This window comes from Bartonella sp. B10834G3, assembly GCF_016102505.1.
Lineage (GTDB): Bacteria > Pseudomonadota > Alphaproteobacteria > Rhizobiales > Rhizobiaceae > Bartonella > Bartonella choladocola.
In genome coordinates, this window is the sequence record NZ_JACFOM010000002.1 from 615,845 (window position 1) to 633,610 (window position 17,766).

Genomic DNA, 17,766 nt, shown 5'->3' on the forward strand with positions numbered 1-17,766 from the left:
ACGGGCCACCGCTTGCGCAGTTTTACGTTTTTTAGCCCTTATCTGCGACTATTGAAATAAGGCTTGATCGAGCTTCCACACTTTTTAAAATTCCTCCACACATTTTTAAAAATGTGACTTGTTGCGAGCCACGTTGCCGAGGACATTTCAACTGCGTGATAGCTGCCAACTGCTTGACAGCAAGCGTTGTTCTTCAAAAGTGACATTAAGCCGACAAATTTATCTGAAGTGGGATGTTTATCACCGCTTGCTATGCGTTAAATAAAGGACTTGCACGAATTTCAAAGGTTCTTGATGATGCGGGCAAGAAGTGTGAATGAATCCATGCGTTTTTTATTATCCCAAATCGGGCTCGTAACAATCAACTCGTCTGCATTTGTATCGGCTATCAGTTTTTTTAGGCCCAGCTCGACTGTTTCGGATGAACCAACCACAGAACAGGACAAAGATTGTTCAAGCACCAGACGGTGATTGAAGGGAAGATTGTCAACATAATTCATGACCGGTTTCGGTAATGGACCGGCGCGCCCCGTCCTTAAATTGACAAAGGATTGTTGTTGGGAAGAAAATAGAAACTTTGCTTCGTCATCCGTTTCAGCAACAACGACATTGGCTGCAACCATTGCAACCGGTTTATCAAGATATTCCGACGGCTGGAAATTATCGCGGTAAACTTTGAGTGCGCGATAAAGCTCGGCCGGTGCAAAATGCGAGGCAAACGAATAAGGCAAGCCCAGAACTGCCGCAAGCTGCGCCCCATAAAGGCTTGACCCCAAAATCCAGACCGGCACGTGCAAACCTGCCCCCGGAACTGCCCGCAATTGTTGTTGAGGTTCGGCATCTTTAAAATAGTCAAGCAATTCGACGACATCGCGGGGGTAATCATTCGGGTTGCTATCAAGCGAACGTCTCAAGGCTCTCGCTGTCATCTGGTCAGTACCGGGAGCACGACCTAATCCGAGTTCAACCCTGTTCGGATAGAGAGCTTCAAGAGTGCCGAATTGTTCGGCAATAACCAGCGGTGAATGGTTAGGAAGCATAACGCCGCCCGCACCGACAACGATTTTATTGGTCGAGGCAAGAATCTGCCCCATTACAACCGCCGTTGCAGCACTTGCAATGCCGGTCATATTGTGATGTTCGGCATACCAGATACGAGGAAACCCAAGCTCATCCACATGTTTGGCAAGAGCTATAGAATTTTTTAACGCCTGAGCAACCGAACTTCCCTCAGGCACGGGACATAGATCAAGGACAGATATTTTCATTTTTTTAATATAGGAACTCTCAAAATGAATACAACGAGAGAAATTCAATCAAGCGCGGCTTTTTTAATCAATCCGCTCTATCGCCCCTATTCCACTCTTCTGTGACTTCGGCTACGAAATCGGCATAACGATGTGCTTCGATCGCGTCTCTTATGCCTTGCATCAATTGCTGATAAAAAGCGAGATTATTCCACGTAATCACCATTCCGGCCAATGGTTCACCCGCTTTTACGAGATGGTGAAGATAAGCGCGGCTATAATCCCGTGCTGCCGGACAGGGCGATTCAGGGTCTAACGGGCGCGGGTCTTCGGCATGTTTTGCATTTCTCAAATTGATTTTACCAAATCTTGTGAAAGCCAAACCATGTCGGCCTGCCCTTGTCGGCATGACACAATCGAACATATCAACGCCATGTGCCACACTTTTCAAAATATCATCAGGTGTGCCAACGCCCATCAAATAACGCGGTTTATCTTCCGGCAAAATCGAACAGGTCACATCAAGCATATCCATCATCACATTTTGCGGCTCACCCACCGCCAAGCCTCCAATGGAATAGCCTTTCAAATCAAGATCTTTCAAAGCATTTGCCGAGCGTTCCCGCAAACTTGCATTATCACCACCCTGAACGATACCGAACATGGCCTTGCCCGGCTGGTTTCCGAAAGCCGTTTTGCAACGTTCTGCCCAGCGTAAAGACAATTCCATTGCCTTTTCCATTTCTTTGAATGAGGCAGGCAAGGCAACGCATTGGTCAAGTTGCATCTGGATGTCGGAATCAAGAAGGCACTGTATTTCGATCGACCGTTCCGGTGTCAGCTCATAACGCGCGCCATCAATATGCGATTGGAAGGTCACGCCCTTCTCTGTCAATTTTCTAAGACCTGCAAGCGACATAACCTGAAAACCGCCGGAGTCAGTCAAAATGGGCTTCGGCCAACGTGCAAAAACATGAAGGCCGCCCAATCTTGCAATACGTTCGGCACCAGGGCGCAACATCAAATGATAGGTATTGCCGAGTATAATATCGGCACCGAGCTCTTCAACCTGCTCCATATACATTGCCTTCACCGAACCGGCAGTGCCTACCGGCATAAAAGCCGGTGTGCGGACTTTGCCACGCGGCATTGTAATTTCGCCACGCCGCGCGTGACCATCTTCAGTAATTTTTTTGAAGGTGAAGGTTTCGCTCATTGTTCCTAATCTTTTCGTTCCAGAAAACTTGTATCGCCATAAGAATAAAAACGATAGCCCGTTTCAATAGCATGTTGATAAGCGTGTTTCATTGTATCAAGCCCACTAAAAGCCGATACAAGCATGAATAATGTCGAGCGCGGCAAGTGGAAATTGGTCATCAGGCAATCGACAAACCGGAAATGATAACCCGGTGTTATAAAAATATCGGTTGAACCTGCCCATGCATCGAGTTGACCGTTTTCATCCGCAGCACTTTCAAGAAGTCGCATCGCCGTTGTACCGACAGCAATAACCCTGTTACCGCGTTTTTTTACAGCCATTAATGCATCTGCCGTTTGTTGGTCTATATGGCCAATTTCAGAATGCATTTTATGGTCTTTTGTATCGTCAACCTTGACAGGTAAAAATGTGCCTGCGCCGACATGGAGCGTTACAAAATATTCTTCAACACCCCGATCTTTGATCTGTTGCATCAAATCCTTGGTAAAATGAAGACCGGCTGTTGGCGCCGCGACGGCCCCCTCTTCGCGTGCATAAACGGTCTGGTAATCGGTTTCGTCACGCTTGTCCTCGCCGCGTTTCAAAGCAATATAGGGTGGCAAGGGCATGTGGCCGATAAGCGCGATTTCACGATCAAGCTCGGCACCCGATTTATCAAATTCCAACAGCATCTCGCCGTTTTCGCCTTTTTCACGAACCGTGGCAACAAGCTTGTCATTATCGCCAAGACTTCTATCCTGCTTGTTGAAAACAATTGTTTCGCCAATTTTCAAACGTTTTGCCGGACGAACAAAAGCAAGCCACTCATTAGGGCTTACGCGTTTATGAAGTGTTGCACCAATATGGGCTATAGCTGCACCGCGCCGCCGTTCCCCCTGAAGTTGGGCTTTTATAACCTTGGTATCATTGAAAACCAGCGCATCACCTTTTTTGAGAAGCGAGGGTAAATCGCGCACATGTAAATCTTCGAGAACCCCGCCTTTTCCGACATGTAAAAGACGAGCACTTTCCCGCGGCACAGCAGGTCGCAAAGCGATTTGTTTTTCAGGTAACTCGAAATCAAAAAGATCAACTTGCATAAGAGCGCACGCACATTCATAAATCGGACAAGCGGATAACGCTTGTCGCACTGTTATATCAGATTAAAAGACCAACCTTTAAGGAGGCCTTGCCAAGGATACTTGGTAATGGTTTTTTACTAAAGCATTTTCCGAAAAGTGTGAAGCGGTTTTCGGGATTAAAATGCGCCACTAAAAACCTATTTTCCGGAAACTGTGAAGCGGTTTTCGGCGGCGAGTAAATGCGTCATTTCAGCAAAGATTATCTTTAAAAAGGACTGGGGTGTAATGCGATTTTTCGGGCTAAAAATCGTGTTTTTATCAAGTGTTTCGTTCAAAACACAGAATGGGCAGTTTGACGATCTGTAGGTAGATTAGCGTCAACTTCCGATTAAAATGAAGAATGGCAGGGACTTTCGGAAAACATCTGGAAATGTATTGAAGCCGAATATATTCCGGTCGGGGCATTCTGGAGTTTTTCTTGCGAGAAATCGAATAAATGTCCGGATATTTTGCATAAGAAAAATATTGGAAATCAGATTTTTAGCAAGGTGAAAATTCATTTTTACATTTAAGCTTTTTGGTGATCGTTACGCGTTCCTTGCCGATACGAAATATCCTATTCAAGAGAGAGACGAACGATATAAATAAATAGAAATAAAATATTTTACGTTAAAAATCAGCGTTTTAAAGATAAACACTGAATCATTTTATGAAGATTATTTTGCCCTTATTTTTATAAAAAGCAAAAACTGCAATCTGCCGGAATTTCAAGTTTAAAAAACAAAAGGTGCTCCGAATTTTATTCAAAACACCTTTTTCAAGTTTTATAAATCAAAGCTTCCGAACAACTATGTCGAGCTTTGAAAATTATTTTTTATCGGCAGCAATTGTTGCTTTGACAATGCTGTCAGGATCACTGACAGGCTCGCCTTTTTTGAGCTTGTCGACATTTTCCATGCCTTCAATGACCTGTCCCCAAACCGTATATTGACGATTGAGCCACGGAGCATCCTCGAAACAGATAAAGAACTGGGAATTTGCCGAATTCGGGTTTTGACTGCGTGCCATAGAGGCAGTACCGCGCTTATGTGGCACATTGGAAAATTCGGCTTTAAGATCGGGTTTATCGGATCCACCCATGCCTGCGCGTGATGCGTTAAACTTCTTGCCGCCTTTTTTGCCAAATTCGACATCGCCGGTCTGTGCCATAAAGCCGTCTATCACGCGGTGAAAAACCACATTGTCATAAGCGCCTTCGCGGGTTAATTCTTTAATTCTCTTGACGTGTTCGGGTGCAACGTCAGGCAATAATTCTATAACCACATCACCCTTTGTCGTTTCCAAAATCAACGTATTTTCCGGATCTTTAATTTCAGCCATTTCTTTTCCTTTATTTTGTAGCTTCGATACGCGCTTTTATAATGACGTCGGGATCAGCAACCGAACCGTTATTATCGGCACGCCCTTTTTTGATTTTATCAACGACATCCATGCCTTTTACCACTTCACCAACAACCGTGTACTGGCCGTTGAGGAAAGAGGCATCATCAAAACAGATGAAGAACTGGGAATTGGCTGAATTCGGGTCTTGCGAACGTGCCATTCCGACCGTTCCACGTTTGAATGGTACTTGGGAAAATTCCGCAGCAAGGTCGGGATATTGTGAACCACCCATACCGGCACGCCGAATATTGAATTCGGGGCTTCCTTTTTTGCCGAATTTTACATCGCCGGTCTGCGCCATAAAGCCCGGAATAACCCGATGGAAGACAACATTATCGTAAGCACCTTCTTTGGTGAGCTTCTCGATTTGTGCGACATGTTTGGGAGCAATATCCGGACGCAACCGGATTGTTACATCACCATCTTTCAATGTTAAAACAAGATTTTCTCCGCCTGCAGCAAATGCCACGGGGGCAAGCGAAAAAAGTGCAAACAAAACGGCCATAATGCCCAAAAGTTTACGAACCAAGGTTTTTCTCCATTTATGATTTGAATTTTTTTGTTAACGCCAATGCAACATTTTCGGGAACAAAGGGCGAAACATCCCCCCTCATCAAAGCAATTTGCCGAACGAGCGTTGCGGAGATTGAACGAACCTTATCCGCTGCCGGCAAGAACAATGTCTGTATTCCGGGTGCCAACGCCCTATTCATGCCGGCAAGTTGCATTTCATAGTTGAAATCCGTGCTATCGCGCAAACCACGTATGATAAAATTTGCGCCGATCTCGCGTGCTTTATCAACCAGCAAATTGTCGAATGAAATAACTTCCAAACGCTTTTCTGTATCTTTCAAAACATTCTTTGCAATGGTTTCGATCAGTTTCTTGCGTTCTTCAAACGTAAAAAGCGGAGCTTTGCTCGGATGGATTCCAATAGCAACAACAACTTTGTCAGCCACTGCAAATGCCCCCCGCAAAACGTCAAGATGACCATTGGTAATCGGGTCAAACGAACCAGCAAAAATTGCCACTTTCATCTTTCACCTCCCGTTAAGCCATCCTGAACCTGTCCGATTATTCAGACATCCGATTGCGTATCTGCCTGATCTGTAACGTTGTTATTCTCATTCGTATTGTTGTCATTTGAATCGTCGTCTTCCTCTTCCGATTCAGAAATACGTTCAACTGAAACAACTTTCTCGTTCTCGGCTGTATCGAAAATCGTGACACCTTTTGTCGACCGGCCTGCAATACGAATTCCTGCCACCGGAACACGGATGAGTTTTCCGCCATCCGAAACAAGCATGATCTGGTCTTTTTCCTCGACAGGGAAAGCTGCAACCAGTTTACCGATTTCGGCAGTCTTTGAAGGATCAGTCGCTCTTATCCCCTTGCCACCGCGACCGGAAATTCTGAACTCGTAGGATGAAGAACGTTTGCCATAACCGAATTGACTTACCGTCAACAACATCTGTTCATGTTGAGAAAGTTCATTATAACGTGCGTCGCTAAGCTCGGCATCGCCTGTTGCTTCTTCCTCGTCAGTAATTGTCACATCATCGCTATCGTTACCGGCTAAACGGCGTTCGGCAACGGCGCGTTTGAGATAGGCCGAGCGTTCGGCCGGTGTTGCTTCGACATGCTCCAGAATAGCCATCGAGATGACTTTATCACCCTCACCGAGATTGATACCGCGCACACCGATGGAATTTCTACCGGCAAAGACACGAACATCGGAAACAGCAAAACGGATACATTGACCATCGGCAGTGGTCAGAACCACATCGTCATTTTCTGTACATGTATCGACAGATAGAATTTCATCTTCATCATCGTCGAATTTCATCGCAATTTTGCCGTTGCGGTTAACCTGCACAAAGTCGGAAAGCTTGTTGCGCCGCACAGTGCCGCGTGTTGTTGCAAACATCACGTCGAGTTCGCTCCAGCTTTCCTCATCCTCTGGCAAAGGCATGATTGTGGTGATGCGTTCGCCTTGCTGCAATGGCAGAAGATTGATAAGCGCTTTGCCACGCGATTGGGGTGTTCCGACCGGCAAACGCCACACTTTCTCCTTGTAAACAATGCCGCGTGAAGAGAAGAACAGAACCGGCGCATGTGTATTGGCGACAAACAGGCGGGTTACAAAATCCTCGTCTTTTGTTGTCATACCGGAGCGGCCTTTACCACCGCGATGTTGCGCCCGATAAGTATTGAGCGGAACCCGCTTGATATAGCCGCTATGGCTTACAGTGACGACCATTTCCTCACGCGCAATCAGGTCTTCATCATCCATTTCGGCACCACCGGAGCCGAATGATGTGAGACGGGGTGTGGCAAATTCATTGCGAACGGCCATCAATTCGTCTTTGACAATCGTCAAGACACGCAAACGAGAACCCAGAATATCAAGATAATCGGTAATTTCTGCGCCAATTTTATTGAGTTCGTCGGCAATCTCGTCGCGCCCCAAAGCTGTCAGGCGTTGCAAGCGCAAATCAAGAATGGCACGCGCCTGCTCTTCCGAAAGATTATAGGTGTTATCTTCGTGAATAATGTGACGTGGGTCATCAATCAGTTCGATCAGATGGCGCACTTCTGCTGCCGGCCAACGGCGCGTCATCAACTGGTCACGCGCGGTTTGCGGGTCCGGTGCATTACGGATAAGCTGGATGACTTCGTCAATATTGGCAACAGCAATTGCCAGACCAACCAAGACATGGGCACGTTCACGTGCTTTGCGCAGCAAAAACTTGGTACGCCGGGTAACAACCTCTTCACGGAACAGAACAAACGCCTTGAGCATGTCAAGGAGTGTCATTTGTTCAGGCTTGCCGCCATTCAAGGCCACCATATTGCAGCCGAAAGAGGTTTGCAAAGGTGTGTAGCGATAAAGCTGGTTCAAAACAACATCGGCAACGGCATCGCGCTTCAGCTCGATCACAACGCGATAGCCTTCACGATCGGATTCATCGCGTAAGTCCGAAATGCCTTCAATCCGTTTTTCGCGTACAAGCTCGGCAATTTTTTCGACCATTGTCGCTTTATTCACCTGATAGGGAATTTCAGTAACAACGATGGCCTGACGGTCATTACGAATATCTTCAACTTCAACCTTGGCACGCATAATGAGCGAGCCACGTCCGGTTTCATAAGCCGAACGAATACCGGCGCGGCCAAGGATAATCCCGCCGGTCGGAAAATCCGGCCCCGGTATGATCTTGAGCATTTCGTCGAGTGTTATGGCCGGATTATCAATGAGAGCGACGCAACCATCAACAATTTCACCAAGATTGTGCGGCGGAATATTGGTAGCCATACCGACCGCAATACCACCCGAACCATTCACCAGAAGATTGGGAAAACGTGCGGGAAGAACAATCGGTTCCTGCTCGCGGCCATCATAATTATCCTGAAAATCGACCGTTTCCTTGTCGATGTCAAAAAGCAGACTATCGGAAACTTTTTCCAGACGGCATTCGGTGTAACGCATAGCTGCCGGCGGATCACCATCAATCGACCCGAAGTTCCCCTGCCCGTCAATAAGCGGAACGCGCAGCGAAAAATCCTGTGCCATGCGCACCAGCGCATCATAGATAGATAAATCGCCATGCGGGTGGAATTTACCCATCACCTCGCCGACAACACCGGCAGATTTACGATAAGGCTTGTTATAAGAAAGCCCCATCTGGTTCATCGCATAGAGAATGCGTCGATGAACCGGCTTCATACCATCACGAACATCAGGCAGCGCACGCGATACAATCACGCTCATGGCGTAATCGAGGTAGGAGCGCTCCATTTCCTCCACAATATTGACCGGCTCAATACCGTTCGGATTTCCTGAATCTGGTGGTATAATTTGATCGTTCACGGCTACACAACTTCCTTAATAGAATCAGCCCTTCCTTTATAACGAAAAACGGCTTGAAAAGCTAATTTCTCTTGCCCATCTATGTGTGGATTTGGCTTTTCTTTTCAGTGTGTTATCTAGCCGGTCGAAAAATCGGTGGATGACTTTAAGGAAATTTTGTGCCATGAGAGCGCAATTGAAGAATTTTTATAAATCGCGATTTTTGACTTTATTTCTATCTTTGGCATTCATCGAATAATAATATATCCGGAAATAATAATGCATCCGGAATCCGACTGCCCCGAACCCGACTATCTTGCCGAATGCAGGAAAACTCAAGGAGTAACAATCATGTTTGATGCAGGTTTGTTGCTGAACGCGTTTATCACATTACTGGTCACGATTGATCCCGTGGGATTGGTGCCAATTTTCTTGGGGCTGACGCGTGACATGACCAATATGCAACGCAAATCCACCGCGATGGCTGCATCTGTTATTTCCTATATTATTCTGCTCGCTTTCGCACTTATCGGCGGGTCGATATTGGAAGGGCTGGGGATTTCGCTCGGTGCATTCGAGATTGCCGGTGGTATCCTATTATTTGCCATTGCATTCGAGATGATTTTTGAAAAACGCTCGGCAAGAAAACAGAAATCTGTGAAAACGGCTGTAACAAAAGACCATATTCACAATATCGCAGCTTTTCCCCTTGCTATACCGATGATTGCCGGCCCCGGCGCTATTTCCGCCACCATTTTGATGGCGAGCAAGAATCCGGGTTTTATCGGCACTGCCGTTTCCTGTTTTGTTATTCTGATTTCAGTGATTGTCTGCTACGGCTTTATGCTTCTCGCCCACCCGATTGACCGACTTCTTGGTGAAACGGGTAGAACGATACTTACCCGCCTCTTCGGTGTCATTCTTGCAGCATTGGCGGTTCAATTCGTCGCCAACGGCATTCTGGCTTTGTTTCACATAGCCTGAACCGGCACGCATCATTTCAGGATTGTTGTGCATATGAAGCGTTGCAGCTCCAATTTTCATGAAATACTGCAGGACAAGGACACAACGACGAAATGTTCAAAACACTTCGGACAATACGGGTGACAATCGGGCAAAACAGTTCCCGAATATCCTGCTTCTGTCCAGCAAATCTTGCATACTCAAATATGGGCTGCGTTTGGTATGGCAAAAAATCTTAGAAATAAAAGTTGCAGCTTGATAAACGCTCCCTGCTCCGCTTTTTCTAAAAGCTGCGATTCGCCTGAAAACAATGGAAACGGGGAGCTGTTTAAAATTTCTGAATGATGCAAATAAGGTTCCAGGAAGATCACGACACCGCATCGTGCAGGAATCTCAATTCAACGCATTAAACGGCAATCGCAATTTATGATAACCGTTAAAATACGGGAGCCTCAAAACGGAACATCGTCATCAAGCTGGCGCGAAAAATTGCTTCCTGACTGATTGTTTCCGCCCTGATCGGAATTGCCGTAGCCGCCGCCAAAACCGCCGGAACCGGATTGATCGCTCACCTGCTGACGGCTGCCACCACCTTCGCCGCGGCTATCAAGCATTTGCAATTCACCGCGATATTTTTGCAAAACAATCTCGGTTGTATAACGGTCGTTACCGTTCTGATCCTGCCATTTGCGGGTTTGTAACTGCCCCTCGATATAAACCTTCGCGCCTTTTTTAAGATATTGCTCGACAACTTTGACCAGATTTTCGTTAAAAATAACCACACTGTGCCATTCTGTCCGTTCGCGACGCTCGCCTGTATTACGGTCACGCCACGTATCCGACGTTGCAATGCGTAAACTTGCCACTTGATCGCCAGAATTCATTCTGCGAATTTCCGGATCTGCACCGAGATTACCAATCAGAATGACCTTGTTAACACTGCCTGCCATTATCAAAACTCCAAACCACGCGGCAAAAAGCCGAAAATTAAATGCTAAAGCTCAATTTGCCACCATATAATCTATTTTCAAGCTTGAGGCAAAAAAGGCCGGTTTATTCGTGCAATTTCCACAGAACTTCTTTTTCAGTTATTTTTTAAGTTGAATTCTTACCATTGCAATTTCTGATAGTCTCACCTATTTGAGAGCGAGTGTTCCATTTTTGTTCTTTCCCCGCAAGGCCAAATATGTCCGATCAGAAATATATTTCAATACGTGGTGCCCGCCAACATAATTTAAAGAACATAGATCTTGATCTGCCAAGAGACAAACTGATTGTCATGACAGGTCTTTCCGGATCCGGTAAATCCTCTCTTGCTTTCGATACGATCTATGCCGAAGGGCAAAGGCGATATGTGGAAAGTCTTTCAGCCTATGCCAGACAGTTTCTGGAAATGATGCAAAAACCGGATGTAGACCAGATTGACGGTCTCTCTCCGGCTATTTCCATTGAACAAAAGACCACGAGTCGTAACCCGCGTTCAACTGTCGGTACGGTCACGGAAATTCACGATTATATGCGCTTGTTGTTTGCGCGGGTCGGTGTGCCCTATTCACCGGTGACAGGATTACCGATTGAAAGCCAGACTGTGAGCCAGATGGTTGATCGCATTCTGGCACTCCCGGAAGGAACGAGACTTTATATTCTGGCTCCGCTCGTGCGCGGGCGCAAAGGCGAATATAAAAAGGAAATGGCCGACCTTCTTAAAAAAGGTTTCCAGCGTGTCAAAATCGACGGCGTTTTTTATGAAATAGCCGATGTTCCGGAACTCGATAAAAAATACAAACATGATATTGATGTTGTCGTCGATCGTCTCGTTGTGAAACCCGACATTTCAGCCCGTCTTGCCGATAGTCTTGAAACCTGCCTTCATCTGGCTGACGGATTGGCTGTTGCCGAACTTGCCGACAAGCCGCTTCCGAAAGAACAGACAGCCGGAGGTTCGGCCAATAAATCGAAAAATGATACGCACGAACGTTTACTCTTTTCCGAAAAGTTTGCCTGTCCTGTTTCGGGCTTTACGATTCCCGAAATAGAGCCACGGCTTTTTTCTTTTAACAATCCGTTCGGTGCTTGCCCGACCTGTGACGGCTTGGGGTCGCTACAGGCAATTGATCCGGCCATGGTGGTTCCTGACGAGAATTTGTCGTTGAAAGCAGGTGCTATTGCTCCGTGGTCGAAATCCTCTTCACCCTATTACAATCAAACACTTGAAGCGCTTGGGAAGGCTTATCATTTCAAGCTCACAGACAAATGGAAAGACCTTTCCGAAGAAGCCCGTCACGCGATTCTTTACGGCACGGGCAAGAAAGAAGTCACCTTTACCTATCACGACGGGATGCGTTCCTATTCTGCGACAAAAAGTTTTGAAGGTGTCATTCCCAATATGGAACGGCGCTGGAAAGAAACCGATTCGGCCTGGTCACGCGAGGAGATTGAACGTTATATGTCGTCTTCCCCTTGTCCGGCATGTAAAGGCTATCGGTTGAAGCCGGAAGCACTGGCTGTAAAAATCAACAAGCTTCACATTGGCGAAGTGTCCGAAATGTCGATTTCCAAAGCCGATAAATGGTTTCAGGAAGTGGATAAAACTTTCAATGAAAAACAGAAGAATATTGCTTCACGTATTTTGAAAGAAATTCGCGACCGTTTGAAATTTCTGAATGATGTCGGGCTTGAATATCTCACACTGGCACGCGCTTCAGGCACATTATCGGGCGGTGAAAGCCAGCGCATCCGGCTTGCTTCGCAAATCGGTTCAGGATTAACAGGCGTTCTCTATGTTCTTGATGAGCCGTCTATCGGATTGCACCAGCGCGATAACGCACGTCTTCTTGAAACACTTAAACATCTACGTGATCTCGGCAATACGGTGATTGTTGTCGAACATGATGAAGATGCCATTCTGACTGCCGATTATGTCGTCGACATCGGTCCGGCTGCGGGTGTTAACGGTGGTAAAGTTGTCGCTCAAGGAACGCCAAAAGATATTATGGATGATCCGGCATCGCTCACCGGCCAATATCTTTCAGGCAAAATGTTTGTTCCCGTACCGGCCGAGCGCCGCAAAATTTCCAAGACAAAGAAATTGCGCGTTGTCGGAGCGAGAGGCAACAATTTAAAGAACATTACTGCCGATATTCCGCTCGGAACTTTTACTTGCGTCACCGGTGTTTCGGGTGGCGGCAAATCGACGTTCCTTATCGAAACACTGTTCAAAGCAGCCTCGCGGCGCATCATGGGAAGCCGTGAACATCCGGCCGAACATGATCGAATCGAGGGGCTTGAATATCTCGACAAAGTTATCGACATTGACCAATCCCCGATTGGGCGCACTCCGCGCTCGAATCCGGCAACCTATACCGGTGCATTTACCCCGATACGTGACTGGTTTGCCGGTTTGCCGGAAGCAAAAGCCCGCGGTTATCAGCCAGGACGTTTTTCATTCAACGTCAAGGGCGGGCGCTGTGAAGCCTGTCAAGGCGACGGCGTCATAAAAATCGAAATGCATTTTTTACCGGATGTCTATGTGACCTGCGATGTCTGCCACGGCAAACGCTATAATCGGGAAACGCTGGAGGTTACCTATAAGGGTAAATCCATTGCCGATGTTCTTGATATGACGGTGGATGAAGCGGCGGAGTTTTTCCAGGCAGTACCGGCCATTCGCGACAAAATGGATACATTGGTCAAGGTTGGACTTGGCTACATCAAGGTCGGGCAACAGGCGACCACCCTTTCCGGCGGTGAAGCACAACGCGTAAAGCTTGCCAAGGAACTGGCTCGCAAGGCAACCGGCCGGACACTCTATATTCTTGACGAGCCGACGACAGGCCTGCACTTCCACGATGTTGCGAAACTTCTTGAAGTTCTGCATGAACTGGTCGATCAGGGAAATACTGTTGCCGTTATCGAGCATAATCTTGAAGTCATCAAAACTGCCGACTGGATCATCGACCTTGGCCCCGAAGGTGGCGATGGCGGCGGCGAAATTGTTGCTGTCGGCCGTCCTGAAGATATTGTGAAAGTGGAACGCTCTTACACCGGACAGTTCCTGAAAGAACTTCTGGAACGTCGGCCAACGAAAAAAGCGCTATCGCAATAATTGAAGGAAAAGCGACACTTCAAGGAAGATTAAAGCGGGCACATTCACAGCCCGCTTTTTATTTGATTCATCCTTTATTTGCTTTTTATGTGTCCACATCCTTTACTTGCTTTTCGGCAAGTCTCCGGCTCTCTTTATTCACGTCTCGCTTTTCGTGCGCCACATCCATAGCCCGCTTTTCATGCGGCACATCCTAGGCTTGTTTTTTTATGGACTACGTCTCCGGCACTCTACATCCATGGTTCGCTTTTCGTGCACCTCGTTCATAACGTTTTTTGTTTGTCGGGTTCATAGCCTGCTCTTGGTGGACTACGTCTCCAGCTCTCCTTTTGTGCGTTACGTTTCGGTTCTCGTTTCTTGCCCCTCGTTCAAGACGTTTTTGTCTGTCTGATCCATGGTCTGCTCTTGGTGGGCTATGTCTCCGATCCTCCTTTTGTGCGTTACGTTTCAGTTCTCTTTTCTTGCGCTACATCCGCTGCCTATTTTTGTATGGATTGTTATACCCGCAAGGTAATGGGTGAATCGCGGACAAGTTACTGAAACCAAATTGCAGTAATGTGATTTCGTGCGGAGACATAAATCCCGTAAGTTCTATGTGTGCCTTTCAATTTATTTGTCGAAAATGCCGATAGAGGCCGCATAAACGAGTTTTAAAAAAGCTTCATTTGGCTCAAAAAAGACGAAAAACGAATATAATAATAAAATTAAAACAATGCCTTATAGGTTTTTTTTAATTTATTAAATAAAGCCTTTGTGGACAGACACAAAATACGCAATTTCGTATTCAACATCATTGAAAATCAAAGATCTGGAAGACTTCAACATCCAAATGTGCGCAATGATGATGCGCCCTCATATTCGGCAAAGCGAATAAGATGATGGAGAATAAAAAAATGGCGGCCAAAGCCGCCATTTAAAAATATTATTGGATAGGATTTTAGAAATTGCGCTGCATACGCAACATTCCCTGAACGGCATTGTCGCCATGGAATGTAACGCGTGAACCATCGTCCCACTTCTTGTCATTACCGTAGTTCAGATAGGAAACTTCAGGTGTTACAACGAGACCCGGAACAAGTTCATAAGCCATATTGACCGATGCGCTGAAAACGTCTGTGTCATCATAGGTCAACTGCGAATTGAAAGAAGCCTTTTTGGTAGCTTTATAGGTTGTACCACCCCAAACGGCCCAATCGCCACCCCAATCACCATATTGGCTGGTGTGCATGCGATAATAGTAATCATGCTTTCTGTGGGGGCGATCATCGTTATAAACATCGTCATAGGCGTAATAGTCGTCATTGCTCTTGTAGCCGCCCATGACCCAAACCGACAATTGATCGGTGACGTTCAAGTTAACGCGCAGCTTGGCAGCCCATTCTTCCCATTGCGCATCATAAGCGCCAATAGCAGCGATAGAGCCCCAGCCCTGTACGAATTTCGCACCGAGGAGAACATTGGGTGTGTAATCATCGATACTGCTACCGCTATAGAAATGACGTGCATCGGGATCATTGCGGTAGGCTTTTCCAGCATTTGTTGCAACACGTCTACCCATGCCCTTCAGATAGTAGTTGTCGCCAGCATTGTCGCTGCCACCATCAGTCCCCTGTTCAACACCGATGATTGCCGAAAACCCGTTATCAGCCGAAAACGTATAGCTCAAGACATTCGTACGCTGGAACATGCCGGGATCGACGACATCATCGTTCAAGACCTTGCCGAGATAACCCGTCCAATGCCAGAAAATCGATTCGTCAACACCAACGCGCAAGCCGCCCAATTCGATATAAGCAAAGTGAGCCTGCCCACTCAAAGTATCATTGCCATCGTCCCATTGGTTACGTAGCTCAACCATAGTGCGCAATGTACCAAGCTCGGTTTCGCTTGCTGTCTGGAAGCGCAATTCACCACGAGCACGCCATGCATATGTATCGCGGTCTTTTTTGCCCTTATATGCATAGACATTGTCGCCACCTTTTATGTCGGCGCGCATATACCCGCCAACACGCATACAAGTATCGGTTCCGGGAATATAGAAATAACCCTGCCCATAAGCATCACAAACACGCACAAATTCGACGGGTTCAGGTTCGGCTACAACAACATCGGCAGCATAAGATGCACTCGATATGACCACGGCAGCAGCAGAACCGGCCAATAGTGCTTTTATTTTCATAAGGAATTCTCCCTCTGCTCGGTAGGTTTGTTAATCAGAATATGATGGATGTGTTATGCGGCAGTGTCGCTGCAATTTAAAGTCAAAATCTTTCAATATTCATATCTATAGTTAAATTGTGATAAATTAGTCACATAACGAATTCACCCAGAACGAGGGGAATTGCCGAAACAATATCTTCCGCAATCATACCGATACCAAAATGTTCCGCGCAGCGTGCATGAATAAAAACACCGGCACAAGCCGCCTCGAAAGGCAGCATTTTTTGCGCGCTCAAGCCGCCGACAACGCCGGAAAGCACATCTCCCGAACCGGCAGTGGCGAGATAGGGAGTTCCGTTGACGTTGACTGCCAGACGGCCTTCAGGAGAAGCAATGATTGTATCGGCACCTTTATAGACAACAACAGCGCCGCAATCGGTTGCTGCTTTCGCGGCTTTCTCGATACGCGACAGGCCGTCCATCTTTGCAACAGAGGGGAAAACACGCTGAAACTCGCCTTCATGCGGCGTCAATATCACATTGACCGGCGACTTTTTGATAAGTGGAAATATGTCTTCGCTCTTTCCTGCTATGGCCGTTAATGCATCCGCATCGAGAACAAGTGTGAAAATCCCGCTCTTTGTCAATATTGATCGGGTGATTGATAATGCCCGTTCCAGTGAACCGAATGCAGGCCCCAAGATAACCGATCGCACTTTTCTATTTTCCAAAAATGCGAGAATTTCCGTGTCGCTGCCCATTTTGTCGAGCATGATACTGGTGAGATGCATTGCATGAACGGCAAGTGCATCTTCCGGCGAGAGGATTGTAACAAGCCCCGCTCCGCTTCTGGCTGCGGCATGAGCGGCAAGTCTTGCAGCACCGGTTGACGACTGATGACCGGAAAAAACCACCGCATGACCGCGCCGATATTTATGCGTATCATAATCAAGTGTCGGCCAATCTTGCAGCCAGAGCGACGGAAAATTGATATAGTTTTCCGGTTTTATTGTTTGAAGAACGCTCGCGGGAATTCCTATATCGGCAAGCTTGATTTCGCCGCAACAGGCGCGTCCGGGATAACAAACATGTCCCGGCTTCAACCGGAAGAATGTTACGGTCTTCGTTGCCTTGATCGCTTCGCCATTTAAAGCGCCGGTGCGCCCGAAAACGCCGGAAGGCAAATCAATTGCAATAACGGGAACACCACTTTCATTGATCTTTTTTAAACTTGCCTGAAGCGGCTTATCCAACGGTCTATCAAGTCCTGCCCCATATAATGCATCTATAATGACATCGAAATCTTCCGGAGACGAAAATGAATCAAACGCCAGACAGTCACCTTTCCACAAAGCGGCTGCTTTTTCTGCGTCACTTCCTGCTCTTGGTTTTGCCAATGAAAATATATAAGGCTCGAAACCATGGGCTTTTAGAATATGTGCGGCCATATAACCGTCACCACCGTTATTTCCGGGACCACACAAGACAGCAATTTTGCGAACATGACGATAGTCATCGAGAATAATGTCGGCAACAGCCTTTCCGGCACGTTCCATGAGCTTGAAACTATCCCCGCCATTCAAGCTTGCAGCGAGATGATCCGCCTCGCCCATTTCTTTAGGGGTTAAAAGTTCTATCGGAAATTTATGCGCTTCAATCCTAGCCATTGCATGTTTTTTAGTCAGTTCGCCCATTTTTTATTCACCTCACACGTAAAT

The 17,766-nt window shown here is 46.8% G+C and carries 12 protein-coding genes; 2 read left to right on the top strand and 10 right to left on the bottom strand.

The window, feature by feature from the left end:
- Positions 1 to 281 precede the first annotated feature (281 nt).
- From H3S94_RS08105 to gyrA, 7 genes are all read right to left on the bottom strand, one after another.
- Positions 282 to 1,268 (bottom strand): LLM class flavin-dependent oxidoreductase, encoded by a 987-nt coding sequence (locus H3S94_RS08105; RefSeq protein WP_198240755.1) that lies wholly within the window; start codon positions 1,266 to 1,268, stop codon positions 282 to 284.
- Positions 1,269 to 1,335: 67 nt separating this feature from the next.
- On the bottom strand, positions 1,336 to 2,463 hold the full coding sequence (gene tgt / locus H3S94_RS08110; protein ID WP_198231221.1) for a tRNA guanosine(34) transglycosylase Tgt: 1,128 nt from the start codon (positions 2,461 to 2,463) through the stop codon (positions 1,336 to 1,338).
- A gap of 5 nt (positions 2,464 to 2,468) precedes the next feature.
- The gene (gene queA, locus H3S94_RS08115) at positions 2,469 to 3,545 is read right to left on the bottom strand and encodes a tRNA preQ1(34) S-adenosylmethionine ribosyltransferase-isomerase QueA (RefSeq protein WP_198240756.1); all 1,077 of its coding nucleotides are present in this window, start codon (positions 3,543 to 3,545) and stop codon (positions 2,469 to 2,471) included.
- An 849-nt stretch (positions 3,546 to 4,394) separates the two neighbouring features.
- The gene (locus H3S94_RS08120; RefSeq protein WP_198224406.1) at positions 4,395 to 4,907 is read right to left on the bottom strand and encodes a peptidylprolyl isomerase; all 513 of its coding nucleotides are present in this window, start codon (positions 4,905 to 4,907) and stop codon (positions 4,395 to 4,397) included.
- 10 nt (positions 4,908 to 4,917) lie between these two features.
- Positions 4,918 to 5,475, bottom strand: a complete 558-nt coding sequence (locus H3S94_RS08125) for a peptidylprolyl isomerase (protein ID WP_077994567.1) — start codon at positions 5,473 to 5,475, stop codon at positions 4,918 to 4,920.
- A 37-nt stretch (positions 5,476 to 5,512) separates the two neighbouring features.
- The gene (gene coaD, locus H3S94_RS08130) at positions 5,513 to 6,007 is read right to left on the bottom strand and encodes a pantetheine-phosphate adenylyltransferase (RefSeq protein WP_077992461.1); all 495 of its coding nucleotides are present in this window, start codon (positions 6,005 to 6,007) and stop codon (positions 5,513 to 5,515) included.
- A 41-nt stretch (positions 6,008 to 6,048) separates the two neighbouring features.
- Positions 6,049 to 8,769: a DNA gyrase subunit A gene (gene gyrA / locus H3S94_RS08135; protein ID WP_198240866.1), complete on the bottom strand. Its 2,721-nt coding sequence runs from the start codon at positions 8,767 to 8,769 to the stop codon at positions 6,049 to 6,051.
- 402 nt (positions 8,770 to 9,171) lie between these two features.
- On the opposite strand from gyrA, the gene H3S94_RS08140 reads away from it, so the two are divergent.
- Entirely contained in the window at positions 9,172 to 9,804 is a 633-nt protein-coding gene (locus H3S94_RS08140; protein WP_198240757.1) for a MarC family protein, read from the top strand.
- A gap of 431 nt (positions 9,805 to 10,235) precedes the next feature.
- Here H3S94_RS08140 and H3S94_RS08145 read toward each other — a convergent pair whose 3' ends face one another.
- Positions 10,236 to 10,733: a single-stranded DNA-binding protein gene (locus tag H3S94_RS08145; RefSeq protein WP_077992462.1), complete on the bottom strand. Its 498-nt coding sequence runs from the start codon at positions 10,731 to 10,733 to the stop codon at positions 10,236 to 10,238.
- 236 nt (positions 10,734 to 10,969) lie between these two features.
- Between H3S94_RS08145 and uvrA the strand changes: the two genes are divergently transcribed.
- Positions 10,970 to 13,888, top strand: coding sequence for an excinuclease ABC subunit UvrA (gene uvrA, locus H3S94_RS08150; RefSeq protein WP_198231224.1), 2,919 nt, complete (start codon positions 10,970 to 10,972; stop codon positions 13,886 to 13,888).
- A 937-nt stretch (positions 13,889 to 14,825) separates the two neighbouring features.
- Here the strand turns inward: uvrA and H3S94_RS08155 are convergent.
- Together H3S94_RS08155 and H3S94_RS08160 are read right to left on the bottom strand one after the other, a co-directional pair.
- Positions 14,826 to 16,067, bottom strand: a complete 1,242-nt coding sequence (locus H3S94_RS08155; RefSeq protein ID WP_077992466.1) for a porin — start codon at positions 16,065 to 16,067, stop codon at positions 14,826 to 14,828.
- A gap of 130 nt (positions 16,068 to 16,197) precedes the next feature.
- Positions 16,198 to 17,742: an NAD(P)H-hydrate dehydratase gene (locus H3S94_RS08160; protein ID WP_246786447.1), complete on the bottom strand. Its 1,545-nt coding sequence runs from the start codon at positions 17,740 to 17,742 to the stop codon at positions 16,198 to 16,200.
- Positions 17,743 to 17,766 lie beyond the last annotated feature (24 nt).